Origin of the sequence: Methanococcoides sp., assembly GCF_030594565.1 — an archaeon.
GTDB lineage: Archaea > Halobacteriota > Methanosarcinia > Methanosarcinales > Methanosarcinaceae > Methanococcoides > Methanococcoides seepicolus.
In genome coordinates this window covers 1-14972 of record NZ_JAUVEY010000037.1, presented here as the reverse complement: position 1 = coordinate 14972, position 14972 = coordinate 1, and the positions used below count along the sequence as shown (strand labels likewise).

Below are 14972 nucleotides of genomic sequence, written 5' to 3'. Positions count from 1 at the left end.
GAATACTTTCAACCCGCTTACCTTATGTATATATAGTCCTGGGGGATAAATGAAGAACAAATGTGCACACATGAACAAAAGAAACTAGTGCACCTTAAGGAGTAATTAAAATGACAGAAGTATTATTGGAAGATCTTGATCACGTAGGACCAGCAACAGCACAGAAGCTCAAGGATGCCGGATTCACTACCATTGAAGCCATTGCTGTAGCCTCTCCGGCAGAACTTGCCAACAGTGCGGAGATCGGGGAATCTACAGCTGCAAAGATAATCAACGCCGCCAGGCAGTCGGCGGATGTCGGTGGATTCGAGACCGGCGACCTTGTTCTTGAAAGGCGGAAACTTGTGGGCAAACTGTCCACCGGGTGCACGGAATTCGATGAGATGATGGGTGGCGGGATAGAGACCCAGTCCATCACGGAAATGTATGGGGAGTTCGGGTCTGGAAAGACGCAGATCGCCCATCAGCTTGCTGTGAACGTACAATTGCCTCCCGAGCAGGGCGGTCTTGGTGGCTCTGTGATCATGATCGATACCGAGAACACCTTCAGGCCTGAAAGGATCGCACAGATGGTAAAAGGTATCTCTGATAAGCACGGCATCGAGTACGACCCTGAGGAATTCCTCAAGAACATCCATGTGGCACGTGCCTTCAATTCCAATCATCAGATCCTTCTTGTGGACTCCGCCAATGAGCTTGCTAACGAGCTCAAAAATACCGAGATGCCAGTCAAACTTCTTATCGTTGACTCCCTCACTGCCCATTTCAGGGCTGAGTATATCGGCAGGGGTACACTTGCCGACCGGCAGCAGAAGCTCAACAAACATCTTCATGACATCCTGCGTTTCGGTGATCTTTCCAATGCATGTGTGGTAGTCACCAATCAGGTCATGTCAAAACCTGACGCTTTCTTCGGCGACCCCACAAAACCAATAGGCGGTCACATTCTTGGCCACACTGCCACCTTCAGGCTTTACATAAGGAAATCCAAAGGCGAGAAAAGGATAGTCAAGCTCGTGGACTCTCCGAATCTCCCGGACGGCGAAGCCCTCATCTCCGTCACAACAGATGGTATTGGGGATGCCTGAGTAAACAATTATATGTTTCCTCGTCATATCTGATGGCATGGTCCTCAAAGCTATTGTCATTGATATTGACGGAACGATAACCAACCCTGACAGGACACTGGACCTCGATGTCGCAAAAAAGTTTCGCGAATTGAACGTACCGGTGATCCTGTCCACAGGCAATCCCTTGTGCTATGTCCACGCCGCTGCCAAGCTCATAGGCATCAGCGGGATCGTGATCGCAGAGAACGGGGGCGTGGTCTCCACTGGTTTTGACAGTCCCTCCATCATAGCCGATGGCAAAGAAGAATGTGAAAAGGCCTATGACCTGCTGTCTCAATATTATGAACTGGTAAAGCTCGATGCTGCATATCGCAAGACCGAGGTCGTACTTAACAGGGATGTCGCAGTCGAAGATCTCCGCAGGACCGTCTCAGAACACGGTATCGACATAGAGATCATCGACACCGGTTATGCCATCCACATCAAAAGCAGTAGCATGAATAAAGGCACAGGGCTAGTGACAGTTGCAGAGCTTATGGGGCTTGAACCCTCAGATTATCTTGCCATCGGCGACTCATGTAACGATGCCGAAATGATGCAAGTCGCAGGGTTTGGGATCGCAGTCGCCAATGCCGACGATGAAGCCAGGCAGGCTGCAAAATACATGACCCCGGCGTCCTTTGGCAAAGGTACCCTTGAGGCCATTGAGTATGCTATCTCCAATGGCCTGCTCTAAATAAAAAAGGGAATTACAGGTTGTTGCGTGGCAGGCTTTTCGCCATGAGCTTATCAACAACTATGTAATCCTTGATAGCACTGACCGCATCAAAAGAAACGACGATGTACTGTCCGTCCTTTTGATATTTGGAAGTATCCAGGCCGATATCCGGCTTAATGATAAGGTTTTCCAACTCACCTGTCTTATTTTCCATCACTATATTGTTCAGTACGCCTAGCTCGGTTCCATCTGTGGCCATTACCTGTTTATTGGTCAGGTTCTTTGCAAACACTTTTGCCATCCTTTATCTCCCTTTGAATATTTAGTAGAATCTTTACATGTAACCCATATAAGAACTTGTTTCTTGTTTATGAGTTCCACCCTTAAGTTTGTCCTGGACCTTGTTATAGAATTCGGCCATATCCTCTGTAATCGTAGGCTTGACCTTCTCGATTGCAGCAAAGAAATGCCTTGCCTTTACCTTCTCAGCATCAAAATCCTCGCGCAGTGCAAGCATTGCAGCCTCTCTGCACACTGATTCTATATCAGCCCCTACATACCCTTCGGTCATGGTAGCAAGCTCCTGGATACTGACATCGCTATCCAGCGGCACGTTGCGGGTATGGATGTTGAATATACTTTCCCTTCCCTGGATCGTGGAACTGCCTACAAGCACAAGTCTGTCAAACCTTCCTGAACGCATCAGGGCAGGATCGAGCATATCCGGTCTGTTGGTAGCAGCAATAACTACTACTTCCTTTAGAGGCTCCAATCCGTCAAGCTCTGTCAACAATTGATTGACGACCTGTTGTGAGCTTCTTCCGGTCTCACTATCTGCCATCCTCGTTGTAGCAATGGAATCTATCTCATCGAAGAAGATGATGCAAGGGGATACCTGTCTTGCTTTCTTGAAAGTATCACGTACAGCCTTCTCGGACTCACCCACGAACTTTGACAGCATCTGTGGTCCCTTTATGCTAATGAAATTAGCATTCGCCTCATTTGCCACAGCCTGTGCAATAAGGGTCTTTCCGGTACCTGGCGGACCATACAGTAAGATCCCCTTAGGCGCCTTGATCCCCATCTCAATGATCCTGTCCGGATGTTTCAGCGGCCACTCGACAGCTTCGACGATCTCCTGCTTCGCATCATCAAGACCACCAACATCCTCCCATGTAATGGACGGTATTTCCACAAGCACCTCTCTCATGGCGGAAGGTTCCACTTCCTTAAGTGCTTCCTCAAAATCATCAGCCTGGACAATGAGCTTTTCCAGTACTTCCTGTGGGATCTCATCCTCATCAAGATTTATCTCTGGGATGATCCTGCGCAGGGACCGCATTGAAGCCTCCTGGACAAGTGAAAGCAGGTCCGCACCCACAAAACCCTGGGTGTAGGTGGAGAGATGTTCAAGATCTACATCTTCCGCAAGCGGCATTCCGCGAGTATGTATCTGGAGCACTTCCAGCCTGTCATCGCTACCCGGCACCCCTATCTCTATCTCACGGTCGAATCTTCCCGGTCTGCGAAGGGCCGGGTCGATGGAGTCCACGCGGTTGGTAGCTCCGATAACGACTATCTGTCCTCTCTCATCCATGCCATCCATAAGCGTCAAAAGCTGGGCCACTACCCTGCGTTCGACCTCACCTGTCACGTTCTCACGTTTTGGGGCAATGGAATCTATCTCATCTATGAATATGATGGAAGGCGCATTCTCGGCCGCTTCCTCGAATATCTTTCTCAGGCGTTCCTCGCTCTCTCCATAGAACCGTCCCATTATCTCAGGACCTGCAACATAAAGGAAATTCGCCCTTGATTCATTGGCAACTGCCTTTGCAATCAGTGTCTTTCCCGTGCCTGGAGGTCCATGAAGGATAATCCCTTTGGGAGGTTCGACATTGAGTCTCTGGAAGATCTCATGATGCTTCAGAGGCAGCTCTATCATCTCGCGGACCCTCTGGATCTCGTCCCCAAGACCGCCAATATCCTCATAAGTGATGCCGCTGGCAGTGTCCTCATAACCTTCCACAGGTTTCTGGCGCAGTTCTATCTCTGTACTCTCATTGACCATCAAAATGCCTTCTTCAGGCTCGCTCTTAATAGCAACAAGAGGTATCGCCTGATTTCCAGGTACTGATTGGGTCATTGAACTTGTTATTGGAATGATATCCCCTGCAACGAACGGACGTTTCAGTATATTATGTTTGATGATAGCGGTTATGTTAGAACCGAATTCCATCATTACACCTTCAGGAGGTGCCAGTATGATCTTATCTGCCACAAGTACCTCGGTCCTCTGGATGTGAACCCTTTCCCCAATACCTACTCCTGCATTTTGACGGGTGAACCCATCGATACGACCGATCCCCTGTCCCCAGTCCTGACGGTCTGCACGCCAGACCTTAGCTGCGGTCCTCTTTTTCCCAACGATCTCCACAATGTCCCCTGGTGATAGCTGTAAACTGAGCAATGTGCTCGGATCAAGACGTATGATACCCCGTCCAAAATCGATTGGATGTGCTTTCTCTACTTTGATCTGTAGTTCTTCCATTGGTCTCATCCTTAATTGTTTTATTATTTTATCTGTTCCAAGACATAAATAATATGTGGTTCCATGTCATGCTTTTATAATTTTGATAAAGTTAATATACTTATGATTATATATTTAAGTCTGCAGTTTTGATCGAATTTATTTTTGCCTCTTCATACTGGATCTCTTTTGATCTCTCATCTGTATTTTTGTCACCATCGATAGTTGTTGATATGCAGATCTAAAGGATATGTGTATCCTTTTACAATTCAGAAACATCAGCCCCGGTAGGTGTCGGGGATGTGTATTGTAACTATCGAAGATATTGCTAAAGAAGAAGATGGTATCGCGAATAACTCCGCAAATTTGCATTTACATAGCTAAACGATGAAGAAGCTGCATACTGTGTAGATCGCATCTCCTGTGGGAATTAAATTTAAAATGAGGCAATTCTTAGCCTCATCATATTTCATTTTTCCAAAAATTGTTCAAGTCCTTTTCTCAGATCCACTTTCGGAGCGAATCCCAGTTTCTCAGCCTTTGAAATATCGGCTACACTGTGTTTTATATCTCCTGCAAGTGGTTCTTTATGAGCTGCCTTGACATCCTTTTCGAATAGTTCTATAATGATCTCTGCAAGCTCATTGATAGTGGTGGCCTTGCCTGTAGCTGCATTGAAAACATCTCCAATGGCCGCTTTCTTCGAGATCATAAACTCCACCAGATCCACAACATCCTGGACATGGATGAAATCCCTGGTCTGCTCCCCGTCACCAAAGATCATCGGGGCAGATCCTCCTGATACTTTATCCATGAACTTTGAGATAACTCCTGAATACGGGTTCGAGGGGTCCTGTCTGGGGCTGTATATGTTGAAAGGCCTTATGCAGGTCGTTGGTAATCCGTATGCCTTGTTATACATAAGGCAATATTTTTCTCCTGCAAGCTTACTGGCACCATATGGTGATAATGGCTCTTGCGTATGTGTTTCAGGTATTGGCACTTCCACGGGGTTCCCGTAGGTAGCAGCTGAACTGAAATACACAAATCTTTCAATATCCGCATGGCGTGCTTCCTCAAGCAGGTTCAACGTACCCATAATATTGTTTTGTGCATCGAAAAGAGGTTCGTTCATCGACCTTACAACGCTTATCTGGGCGGCAGTATGTATGATCACATCTGCATTTTGTACGTGTTCTGAAACATCTTCCCTTATATCTGCTTTTATCACAGGTACATCTTCAGGAAGCATCTCTCTTGTTGTAGAGGAATAGTTATCTAGTACCGTCACTTCGTTATCTTCATGGAGGTAATCGACAAGATAGCTTCCGACCTGGCCCAAACCGCCGGTAATAAGAACTCTTTGCATATCTCTGAAAATGGTTTTCTTTTATATGGACTTTGTGAATCTGGGTTTACTATATTAATATCACATTATTATGAGCATCATCACATATGCAAGTCTTTCATAATGTTAATATAGTATTGTGTTACTTGTATATTTTGAGGACCATTGCAGTTCTCTCCTCTCTACATTATATGTGGTGTGGTACAAAATCGAAACAAAGGTTGCGGTGGTACGGTCTTTGTTGGTGTCGATATTATCGAAACCAAAGCGGGCTTTGTGGTGAGGCCCGCTTACATCCCCTCTTTCTCATTTTTTGTTATGGACTATTTTCGGTCTAATTTGTTCGAATGGATCTCTTCGATTCTCTGATATTATCTTGGTTGGGTGTTTTTCCGCCTTCGATTTTCACTTTGGCATCCAAATCATCATTATGATTATAATCATAACTTCTAAAAATCATTCCATAAGTTAATATATCATTACTGTATATTTTATTTTATTGTGCGCTTAAAGCTACTGAATTGACTCGGTGGTGATGTCGTACGAGAAAAACGATTTGGTTTGCGTCATTACTATGCACCGGACCAGGGGGCACACTGTGCCTCCATCATCCCCTCTACTTTTCTCAATGTCTTTAGATCTCAATAACGTTCAGAAACATCATTCTGACCGAACATATCTCAAAAAAGAAATGTGGCAGTATCTTCAGATCTTTTCTGCCGGTGGTGCGGTGTTCAATTTCACGTACTTAACCCCTTTAAGTGCCATTAATCTCTCGTCCATCTCCTTGATAAGTTCTCCTTCCCCGTCAAAGATAACGACCTCAAGACAGTTATCATGGTCAAGGTGGATATGTACTGAGGACTTGATCAGGTCTGAATAATCATGCTGGATATCAGTGATAGCATTTGAAAGTCCTCTTTTGGTATGGTCATAGATGATAGTGATAGTTCCTACGCGCCTTCCCCTTATGTCGCTCATCCATTCATACTGATTGATGTAGTTGCGTATTGAATCCCTGATGCCTTCTGAACGTGAAGAATACCCTCTGCTCTCTATGATCGAATCGAATTTATTCAACAGATTGTCTGGAAGTGAGACGCCTATTCTCATTAGTTCATGTTCCATAATTTCACCTGCATCACAATAGGCATAAAAGGTAATAACATTTTGTATCACTTTTATTATTTTAGTTGTTATTTCATATCGAAAAACGCACTAGAATATATATTTATATTTAAGTGTGCTATATGGTATCCATAATTAACAAAATGTAAACTATCTATTTGGAGACCAAATTCATGAAAACGGAAGAACTTTACTCAGGCAAAGCAAAGACCATTTATAAGACCGAAAACCCGAATGAGCTTATCTCAGAGTTCAGGGACAGCCTCACAGCTTTTGACGGCAAGAAGAAAAGTGAAGCAACGAATAAGGGTTACTACAATGCTCAGATATCAAGGAAGATCTTCGAGATGCTCGAAGAAGAAGGTATTAAAACACACTATCTTGGTATGGTTTCCGGCAATGAGATGCTCGTAAAGAAAGTTGATATAATTCTCATCGAGGTAATTCCAAGGAACATCGCAGCAGGTTCTATCACTCGCAAGTATCCCATTGAAGAAGGTACCGTCTTCAAAGAGCCCGTTCTTGTATTCGATTACAAGAGCGATGAGTTCGGCGATCCTATGATCAATGATGATGTCGCAGTTGCAATGGGTGTCGCTACACGTGAAGAGATCGATTTCATTCGCAGCATGGCATTGAAGATCAACGATATCCTCAAGGGCTATCTTGAGAGCAATGGTTTCCTGCTTCCTGACTTCAAACTTGAGTTCGGCAGGGTGGACGGCGAGATCGTCCTTGCTGATGAGATATCCTGTGACACCTGCAGGTTCTGGGACGTTGAGACCGGTGAATCCATGGACAAGGACCTGTTCAGGTTCGATAAAGGTGACCTTTCAAAAGCATATGAAAAGGTTGCACGCAGGCTTGTCCCTGAAATATTCGAGGAGTAAATGGATAAATATGATGTTATCGTGGTCGGAGCCGGCGTGACCGGTCTTCTGGCCGCACTTACATTATCAAAGCATGGCAAAAAAGTGCTGGTGCTTGAAAAGCAGGACTCTGTTGGGGGAAACTGCAACAGTTACACAGTGGATGGTTATCAGGTAGACACCGGTCCGCATGCGATCACCCATCTTGCGGAAGGTCCGCTCAGGCGGCTTATGGATAACTATTTTGATTATCAGCCGGTATTCGAGGACTACGGTCAGTATTATGTAAGGACCGAGGAACGTTTTGTAAAAGTTCCCTCAACGATCAAAGAATTCGTCACATTTGACGTTTTTCCCAAACTTGACCGCCTTGCAATTACTCAGGCCATCACAAAGTCTCTCACAATGGCTTCCTTTGGTATCGATCTCTCGGACCAATCGGTCTATGATTCCCTTCCTGCAAACCTTTCAAAGGACACTTACGACTTCGCAGATGCTATATCCTACTTCCTTTCCGGACGTTGTATGAAAGAGACATCTGCACAGAGGGTGCTGGCAGGAAGCAGTTTTGTAAGGGATAGTGTGACTCAGGAACAGTTCGAAGAGATCATCAAACAGGAATCCACTCCTCAAACCGAATCCATACTTCAGTCTGTCCTCCCATCCAATCTCCATCTCTCACTTCATTCAAGGATAAACCTATCCTGCCTCGGAAGACTTGCTTCCAACAAGGTCAGTCTTTCCCAGGGATATCCGCGAAAAGGCCTAAAATCCCTGCTCAATGCAATTCTTTATTCTCTTCCCTCGACCGTGGAAATTAAGACCGGATGTGAGGTCCATAAGATATTCACTGATAATGGAAAGGCTTGGGGTGTCGAAGCGGACAATGCCTATAGTGCTGATCTTGTGATATACACAGGATTTGCAACATCCCTTCCCACTCTGGTCGAAGACCTTCCGGCATCTTACAAAGAGCTGCTTGACGGTATCGTTCATTCTAAAAGTCTCACATTATGGCTTGGCCTTGACAGGATGATGGATGAGTTCAAATATGTCGGGTCTGAGATATGGTTCAAGGACACCCCTTACTGGGCGATGCCCACAAGCAATTATGATCCTTCCCTTGCACCTAAAGGAAAACAGTTGATAGGTTTTGCTTTCTTCATGGATGAGGACAATGATGAGTCCAAGGATATAAAGAACGCCTATGAGACGATCTTCCGCGCCATTCCAAACATCGAAGATCGCATAGAAATGAAGCATCATCAGGTGATCGTTCCTGAAAAAGCTGCAGTGACGCTCAATGGAAAATTTGCCGATATCCGTACTCCAGTAAAGAATCTTTATGTTGCAGGGACGGATACCGATAAACGCAGCATGGGAGTGACCCGGGCTGCATATTCTATACTTGAAATGTTAAAAGTGTTGAACGAGGACGGTAATCTTCACTGATCACCGTCTGATTATCATTGTTCTGAGCCTGTCGGCTGCATGTTCGGTCTTATCTGCAATGTCTGCAATAGTTCTGACAAGTTCGATAAGATAGAACACTCCGACAGCACCAAGTTCCTTTTCATGGGCATATATGTCTTTGATAAGGTCCTTCTCTATAAGGTCTGTGATATGCTCCATCTCTTCTATCTGCGGAACGAGTGACAGAGCTTCATCGACATCTCGTTTGCTAAATGATGTTTCAAGGAGCTCGCTCAACGAATCTACCAGCGTTTCGTATATTTCCACTGTTTTCAATGTCTCTGCACTCAGTTGACAGATCTGGTCCTTTATCCCCTCGGGCATGTCGCATTGTCTCAGGGTAAGCATATATGCAGCTTCCTGTGCCACATCGGCGATGGAGTCCTGTGGCTTTAGGAAGTTCAGCAGGTCCTCTGCGTTCACAGGCAGCATTATCGAAGATGAAAGCTGTCCTCTTATCGTCTGTTTGATAATGTCCGCTTCATGCTCGATGTTGTCGATCTCATGGCTCAGCTCTTCAACAAGTGGCATATTAGTGCAATATGCATTGACCGCCTGATCGAGCTTTCTTACCGTCTCCACACCTTTTGATGCGTGCAGGTAAAGCGGCTTAAAAGGCGATCTTGCAAATACGTTAAGTACCGAACGAATGTATTCCCTTTTCATTATAATCCAACCCCCCTTAATGCTAGGAATATAAGTGCTGATGTTACTGCTGCTATTGGCACAGTGATTATCCATGACATGGCTATCTTTCCGATAACACTAAGATCGACCGCAGCAAGACCGCCTGCAAGTCCGACCCCTATCACAGAACCAACAAGGGTATGTGTTGTAGATATGGGTAGTGAACTGTAGCTATGAAGGACAACAACAGATGCTGTAGCGAGTTCTGCAGAGAATCCCCTTGTAGGTGTCAGTTCAGTTATCTTTGTGCCTATCGTCTCTATAACGCGGTATCCCCATGTAGCAAGTCCGATGACCATTCCGACACCACCGACCATTAAGACCCATATAGGTATGGTCAGGTCAGCGAGTCCCAGGGCGTTAAGTCCTGCGTAGAGTGGCCCGACAGCGTTTGCCACATCGTTAGAACCATGTGCGAATGCAATAAAACATGCAGTACCTATCTGAAGTATCACAAATTTCTTTTCTATATTATATGGATTGTCCGTCTTCTGTAATAACGTCAACCGTATGATCGTGAATATAATGTATGCGAGGACGGCACCCAATATGGGTGAGACCAACCAGCTGCCCACGATCTTTGCAAGTACTACCCAGTTGATATCGCTATATGCGATAATTCCCTGGTATGCGGACACAAGTCCGAAACCAAGTACTGATCCCACTATCGAGTGCGTGGTAGAGACAGGCAGGTTGTAAAATGTAGCGAAAGTGATCCAGAAACCGGCTGCAAGGATCGCTGCCAGCATTCCCACTGCTACAAGGTTCGGATCTAACAGCTTAATACTGTCAATAGGTACGATTCCTTTTGCAATGGTCGATGTGACCTTCTTACCAAAAAAGACAGCACCAACGAATTCGAAGACACCTGCCACAAGTATTACCTGTTTAATTGAGAGTGCTCCACTTCCCACTGAAGTTCCCATTGCATTAGCAAGATCGTTCGCTCCGATATTCCACGCCATATAGAGGCCTGCGATTACCAAAAGAACCACAATTGGATTAAATAGGTCTATCATATTTCCTTCCTTTGATCAAGTATTAAGGCTGATAATGTCACATATGTGATAAATGTATCAATCATTATTTTTTGTCATGGAAATAATCTCTTCACGTGCCTTTTTCACTTCCTCATCCTCAGGGTCCAGCTCGATCAGCATATCGTATGTCTTAATGGCATCATTGTAATTATCTTCCTGTACACTGAGTTCGGCAGCATTTGTCAGTATTGCTTTTGCTTCCTGTTTGTGCCCAAGCTTGTAAAGCAGTTTACCTCTTGTTCTCCACATGTCGATGTTGGAAACATCGAGCTCAAGGGCATTCTCGATCGCTCCGAGTGCTTTCTCATATGTCTCAGTGTTCCTGCTCATAAGGGCTTTCAACTCCCACATCTCAGCTGCTGCATGGAAACATTTTACTGCTTCCTTTGCCTGCCCAAGCTTCCTGTGAGCAATACCTGTGAAGAAGAGGGGCTCGACAAAGTCTTCTGTCAGTTCCATTGTCTTCTCAAAAGCTGAAATGGCAGCACCATATCTTTCAGATTCAAGAAGTAGCATTCCTTTGCTGTGCCATACATGTGCAATGCTCGGGTCTATCTCTATGGAGCGTTCAAATTCCTCAATACCCTCTTGCGCCCTTCCCATTTCCGCAAGGATCCCGCCTTTAAGGAAATAGCTTTCAGCGTCCTTAGGAGCCATCTCTGTGCTATTCGTGAATATCTCAAGGGCGCCCTCAAGGTCATCCTTGATAGCAAGGATATTACCTTTTAATTTGAGTGCCTCGATATCTTCTCTAAGGTCCAATGCCTCATTGGTGGTTTCAAGGGCGTCATCATAAAGATGAAGTCCGGTGAGTATCCGCGCTTTGATAAGCAGGGCATGAGTTGGATCAGGTGCATGGTTGATCGCCTGTTCCACAACTTCCAGTGCCTGATCGAGGTGGCTTTCCCTGCACAATGACATTACTTTGTTTATCAGAAAATCTGCCAGTTCTTGAGGCGACATATCACTTTTAGGTTCGGACATAATCACCAATTGTGCAATACCATTTTAATGTCTTGCGGAGGATTCAGAAAAAAGAGTCCAGTGTTCTCTGGAATCGCATGTCTGATAGCATCTTGGCCTTTACCTTCCATTGTTCCGAAGGTGTTCTCACTCGCGTTGCTATATCATCCAGTGCTTCTTCAATGGTCTCGAACGTTCGTGGGATGGAGGACAATGCATTTCTGGCAGCCTCGCGAACCACCCATACCCCAAGCGGTGCCCAGTATTCAGGTGTTATTTCCCTTATCATGAATACCGATGCTTGCCTTTGTATCTTCTCAAGATGTTCCAGGGCGGCTATACGGGCGGCATAATATCCTCCGGCAAGTTTCGAATATCCCTTTTTACCGTTAATGTCCTCCATGTCCTGCCCTATCCATGAAGAATCTCCGGACCAGACCGAACTTTTCATCCATATCTCGAGCAGCTCGTAAGAATATCTGCGGGGGGTCATGAGTATCTCAAAATAGTTCCCGAAACATCCTCCGCTGAATACTGACATCTCACTGATGAGGGGCAGGTCTATCACACGGTCGGTGATATCCTTCCCGACCATATCATCTGTGGCTGTAATTGCCCAGCGGGTAGGTACAAGTTTCCGTTCTTGTCCCAACAAGCCTATGGAAAGCAATCTTGTAATATGTTCCGTGGGGATGTCCCCTTTAAAAAGTTCACACACAGCATCCTTTGCAAGAGCATCAGTGTCGTATGCCAGATGATCCACTTTTTTCGGGACCTTCGGATTCTCTGCAATATCAAAGTCCTTCATGGTGCCGGAAGGGCCCATGGGGGTAAGTACACTGTCGAACTTCAGGTCCTGTTTCAATGGTTTGGTGAACCACGCTTCTGTATCGATGGGTGACTTTGACAGTGCGAGCTCCTGTGATTTTTCCAGGAGTTTATCCGGTCTGTTCGCATTTTTCACATCCATGGTCGTATTTGCACGGACAAGCTGGCATCTGGCAGATATGATGTCCCGGATATCCATGGAAAGCCAATGCTTGGGGTCTTCCAGTGCCATTGCATCCTTAGAATCCACCTGTGGTGGGATCATGGGTCCGGCCTTGACCTGGGGGTAACCATATCTTCCCACAAAGACCGCTGGCGGGGAAGCCCCAAAAATAGAACCGTCTGAAGATATCGAAGTTGCAGTGTTCTCAGCAGACCTGAACTTCTCAATAATAGGACATCGAGGTCTTCCGCAAAGTCCTTTTCCTTTACATTGGATGCATAGACTTTTGCTCAATCTTCATCATCTTTACATAATATGCAATATTCTGCTTCCGGTGCATTTTTGAACAACCAACCTGAACGCTGTACGAACTTGCATACATTGCACATTCCCTTGTTCATGGCCTTTGCAGACATCTCATTGACAAGGTCGGTAGCAAATTTCCTTATCTCTTCATTGGTCTCTTCTGAAAATCCTACTTCTGCTCCCCTTTTCTCACTCACGTACTGGGAAACGGCAGCTCTGGACAATCCGAGAATGTCGGCAACCTGCTGCTGTGTGCATCCGTGGTCGATCATCATGGTACGTGCAAGTCCGGCTCGTATTGCTGGCAAAACTCTCTGAACCATTATCTCGCAGGTAGGTTTCATAATATTATATCCTTCACTCGTCCTATTTGATTTTTTTGGCAGTATTGATGATAAGCAAATCTGCACTCGAACGGACGCTCATAATTCAAAAAAAGGACATGGTATTCAATACCAGCATTGGTATAGCCATGTTCCGTTCATTATTAGGTTTTTAATACGAACATCAGGTCTGTCTGGCAGTCCTGTTATTCAAAGTCAATTTCAGTCCTTGATCTGCTCGGGGGAGAATCCTTTCTTTACAAGAACGGCTTTCATGCGACTCAGATGGTTGCCCTGCAATTCTACGGCACTACCTTTTACAGTTCCGCCACACGCAAACTTTGATTTAAGGTATGTGGACAGTTCGTGGAGGTCGATCTCATTAGCATCGAATCCTTCTACAACTGTAACTTCCTTGCCGTATCTTCGTCTATTCACTTTCACTGTAATTCTTTGTTGCTCTTTTGCCACTTCTTCACAGATACATAGCTCTGATGGCAAACCGCAAACCGGGCACATTTCTGAACTCATCTTCTAGTTTTTCCTCCGCAAATTGATTGCGTTATAACCATAAATTATTATAATGTATGCTATCTATACGTAATAAATAGATGTCTTTTATGTATCCTACTATGCTATTAAAATCTAATGGTGATGTTATATCATCTGATGTCGAATATGCAAAAAGCATGTTCAAGCAGGCTAAAGGCCTTATGTTCAGACGCTCGGTCCCTGATAGCTATGCTATGGTCTTTATCTTTTCCTCTCTCAAGAAAATATCTCTCCACATGCTGTTTGTACCATTTCCTCTGGATGTCCTTTTTCTCAATGAAGATAAAAGGATAGTCAAGACCACTACTCTCAGGCCCTGGATCGGTATTACTGATTCCGGTGAAAAGATCAGGTACGTCATAGAACTCCCTTCAGGTGCCATCGCTTCCAACGACCTCAAGGTTGGGGATGATCTGATGTTCGATGAACCTTGAACTTCGTTCTCGTTGGAAATCTTTATCTAATCTATGGTTTATTTAAGCCTAAATCATACTCCTTATATAATGAGGCGCACAAATGTTACCTGAAAATGACCTGAAGATCATAACAGAAGAGATGGGCAGAGAACCAAACCTTGTTGAACAGGGATGCTTTTTGAATCTTTGGAGCGAACACTGCTCCTACCGTTCCAGTGCTCCCCTGCTAAAAACGTTTACCACTGTAGGAGATCGTGTTATCATAGGTCCTGGTGACGATGCAGCGATAATCCGCTTCGGAGAAGGCTGGGTACTTGCCATTGGAATGGAAAGCCACAACCATCCTTCGTATGTCGATCCCTATAACGGATCAGCAACAGGTGTCGGCGGAATTGTGCGTGACATCATATCCATGGGTGCTCGCCCAATAGCACTTATGGACCCGTTGTATTTCGGTCCTCTGGACACCCCCAAGAACCTTTACCTTTTTGAGCACATCATTGAAGGTATCGCAGGTTACGGTAACTGCATTGGTGTTCCTGTTGTCAGGGGTGAAAC

Annotated in this window: 16 protein-coding genes; 6 read left to right on the top strand and 10 right to left on the bottom strand. The window is 45.2% G+C overall.

Annotated features, from left to right (window positions below; all coding sequences use genetic code 11):
• The first annotated feature begins 110 nt into the window (after positions 1-110).
• On the top strand, positions 111-1088 hold the full coding sequence (gene radA, locus QAS77_RS04860) for a DNA repair and recombination protein RadA (RefSeq protein ID WP_270095777.1): 978 nt from the start codon (positions 111-113) through the stop codon (positions 1086-1088).
• 37 nt (positions 1089-1125) lie between these two features.
• Complete coding sequence (locus QAS77_RS04855; RefSeq protein WP_305064324.1) at positions 1126-1806, top strand: phosphoglycolate phosphatase; 681 nt, start codon at positions 1126-1128, stop codon at positions 1804-1806.
• 13 nt (positions 1807-1819) lie between these two features.
• On the opposite strand, the gene QAS77_RS04850 is transcribed toward QAS77_RS04855, so the two are convergent.
• The 4 genes from QAS77_RS04850 to nikR form a co-directional block, all read right to left on the bottom strand.
• Complete coding sequence (locus QAS77_RS04850) at positions 1820-2089, bottom strand: PRC-barrel domain-containing protein (RefSeq protein ID WP_172365100.1); 270 nt, start codon at positions 2087-2089, stop codon at positions 1820-1822.
• 33 nt (positions 2090-2122) lie between these two features.
• Entirely contained in the window at positions 2123-4339 is a 2217-nt protein-coding gene (locus QAS77_RS04845; protein WP_305064323.1) for a CDC48 family AAA ATPase, read from the bottom strand.
• Positions 4340-4787: 448 nt separating this feature from the next.
• The gene (locus QAS77_RS04840; RefSeq protein ID WP_305064322.1) at positions 4788-5687 is read right to left on the bottom strand and encodes an NAD-dependent epimerase/dehydratase family protein; all 900 of its coding nucleotides are present in this window, start codon (positions 5685-5687) and stop codon (positions 4788-4790) included.
• A 684-nt stretch (positions 5688-6371) separates the two neighbouring features.
• Positions 6372-6794, bottom strand: coding sequence for a nickel-responsive transcriptional regulator NikR (gene nikR, locus QAS77_RS04835; protein ID WP_305064321.1), 423 nt, complete (start codon positions 6792-6794; stop codon positions 6372-6374).
• 173 nt (positions 6795-6967) lie between these two features.
• Between nikR and purC the strand changes: the two genes are divergently transcribed.
• Positions 6968-7684, top strand: a complete 717-nt coding sequence (purC, locus tag QAS77_RS04830; protein ID WP_305064320.1) for a phosphoribosylaminoimidazolesuccinocarboxamide synthase — start codon at positions 6968-6970, stop codon at positions 7682-7684.
• Positions 7685-9115 (top strand): phytoene desaturase family protein, encoded by a 1431-nt coding sequence (locus QAS77_RS04825; protein ID WP_250866852.1) that lies wholly within the window; start codon positions 7685-7687, stop codon positions 9113-9115.
• On the opposite strand, the gene QAS77_RS04820 is transcribed toward QAS77_RS04825, so the two are convergent.
• The 6 genes from QAS77_RS04820 to yciH all read right to left on the bottom strand — a co-directional run bounded on the left by QAS77_RS04820 (position 9116) and on the right by yciH (position 13977).
• Entirely contained in the window at positions 9116-9802 is a 687-nt protein-coding gene (locus tag QAS77_RS04820; RefSeq protein ID WP_250866851.1) for a TIGR00153 family protein, read from the bottom strand.
• Entirely contained in the window at positions 9802-10842 is a 1041-nt protein-coding gene (locus QAS77_RS04815) for an inorganic phosphate transporter (RefSeq protein ID WP_305064319.1), read from the bottom strand. Before QAS77_RS04815 ends, QAS77_RS04820 begins: the two co-directional genes overlap by 1 nt.
• A 57-nt stretch (positions 10843-10899) precedes the next feature.
• Entirely contained in the window at positions 10900-11847 is a 948-nt protein-coding gene (locus QAS77_RS04810; RefSeq protein WP_305064318.1) for a tetratricopeptide repeat protein, read from the bottom strand.
• Positions 11848-11890: 43 nt separating this feature from the next.
• Complete coding sequence (locus tag QAS77_RS04805) at positions 11891-13111, bottom strand: Nre family DNA repair protein (protein ID WP_305064317.1); 1221 nt, start codon at positions 13109-13111, stop codon at positions 11891-11893.
• On the bottom strand, positions 13108-13467 hold the full coding sequence (locus QAS77_RS04800) for a transcriptional regulator (RefSeq protein ID WP_305064316.1): 360 nt from the start codon (positions 13465-13467) through the stop codon (positions 13108-13110). The genes QAS77_RS04805 and QAS77_RS04800 overlap by 4 nt, the downstream gene beginning before the upstream one ends.
• A 201-nt stretch (positions 13468-13668) precedes the next feature.
• Positions 13669-13977 carry a stress response translation initiation inhibitor YciH gene (gene yciH / locus QAS77_RS04795; protein ID WP_011500065.1) on the bottom strand — a complete coding sequence of 103 codons (309 nt, stop codon included), beginning with the start codon at positions 13975-13977 and terminating at the stop codon, positions 13669-13671.
• A gap of 101 nt (positions 13978-14078) precedes the next feature.
• Here yciH and QAS77_RS04790 point away from each other — a divergent pair, with 101 nt between their 5' ends.
• Both QAS77_RS04790 and QAS77_RS04785 read left to right on the top strand, forming a co-directional pair.
• Complete coding sequence (locus QAS77_RS04790) at positions 14079-14432, top strand: DUF192 domain-containing protein (protein WP_305064315.1); 354 nt, start codon at positions 14079-14081, stop codon at positions 14430-14432.
• Positions 14433-14514: 82 nt separating this feature from the next.
• On the top strand, positions 14515-14972 hold a 458-nt coding region (locus QAS77_RS04785), incomplete at its 3' end, for an AIR synthase related protein (RefSeq protein ID WP_305064314.1).

Excerpts from the sequence above, each read along its gene's own strand:
- radA (WP_270095777.1), top strand. The coding sequence starts at position 111 with ATGACAGAAGTATTATTGGAAGATCTTGATCACGTAGGACCAGCAACA.
- QAS77_RS04855 (WP_305064324.1), top strand. The coding sequence starts at position 1,126 with ATGGTCCTCAAAGCTATTGTCATTGATATTGACGGAACGATAACCAAC.
- QAS77_RS04850 (WP_172365100.1), bottom strand. The coding sequence starts at position 2,089 with ATGGCAAAAGTGTTTGCAAAGAACCTGACCAATAAACAGGTAATGGCC.
- QAS77_RS04845 (WP_305064323.1), bottom strand. The coding sequence starts at position 4,339 with ATGGAAGAACTACAGATCAAAGTAGAGAAAGCACATCCAATCGATTTT.
- QAS77_RS04840 (WP_305064322.1), bottom strand. The coding sequence starts at position 5,687 with ATGCAAAGAGTTCTTATTACCGGCGGTTTGGGCCAGGTCGGAAGCTAT.
- nikR (WP_305064321.1), bottom strand. The coding sequence starts at position 6,794 with ATGGAACATGAACTAATGAGAATAGGCGTCTCACTTCCAGACAATCTG.
- purC (WP_305064320.1), top strand. The coding sequence starts at position 6,968 with ATGAAAACGGAAGAACTTTACTCAGGCAAAGCAAAGACCATTTATAAG.
- QAS77_RS04825 (WP_250866852.1), top strand. The coding sequence starts at position 7,685 with ATGGATAAATATGATGTTATCGTGGTCGGAGCCGGCGTGACCGGTCTT.
- QAS77_RS04820 (WP_250866851.1), bottom strand. The coding sequence starts at position 9,802 with ATGAAAAGGGAATACATTCGTTCGGTACTTAACGTATTTGCAAGATCG.
- QAS77_RS04815 (WP_305064319.1), bottom strand. The coding sequence starts at position 10,842 with ATGATAGACCTATTTAATCCAATTGTGGTTCTTTTGGTAATCGCAGGC.
- QAS77_RS04810 (WP_305064318.1), bottom strand. The coding sequence starts at position 11,847 with ATGTCCGAACCTAAAAGTGATATGTCGCCTCAAGAACTGGCAGATTTT.
- QAS77_RS04800 (WP_305064316.1), bottom strand. The coding sequence starts at position 13,467 with ATGAAACCTACCTGCGAGATAATGGTTCAGAGAGTTTTGCCAGCAATA.
- yciH (WP_011500065.1), bottom strand. The coding sequence starts at position 13,977 with ATGAGTTCAGAAATGTGCCCGGTTTGCGGTTTGCCATCAGAGCTATGT.
- QAS77_RS04790 (WP_305064315.1), top strand. The coding sequence starts at position 14,079 with ATGCTATTAAAATCTAATGGTGATGTTATATCATCTGATGTCGAATAT.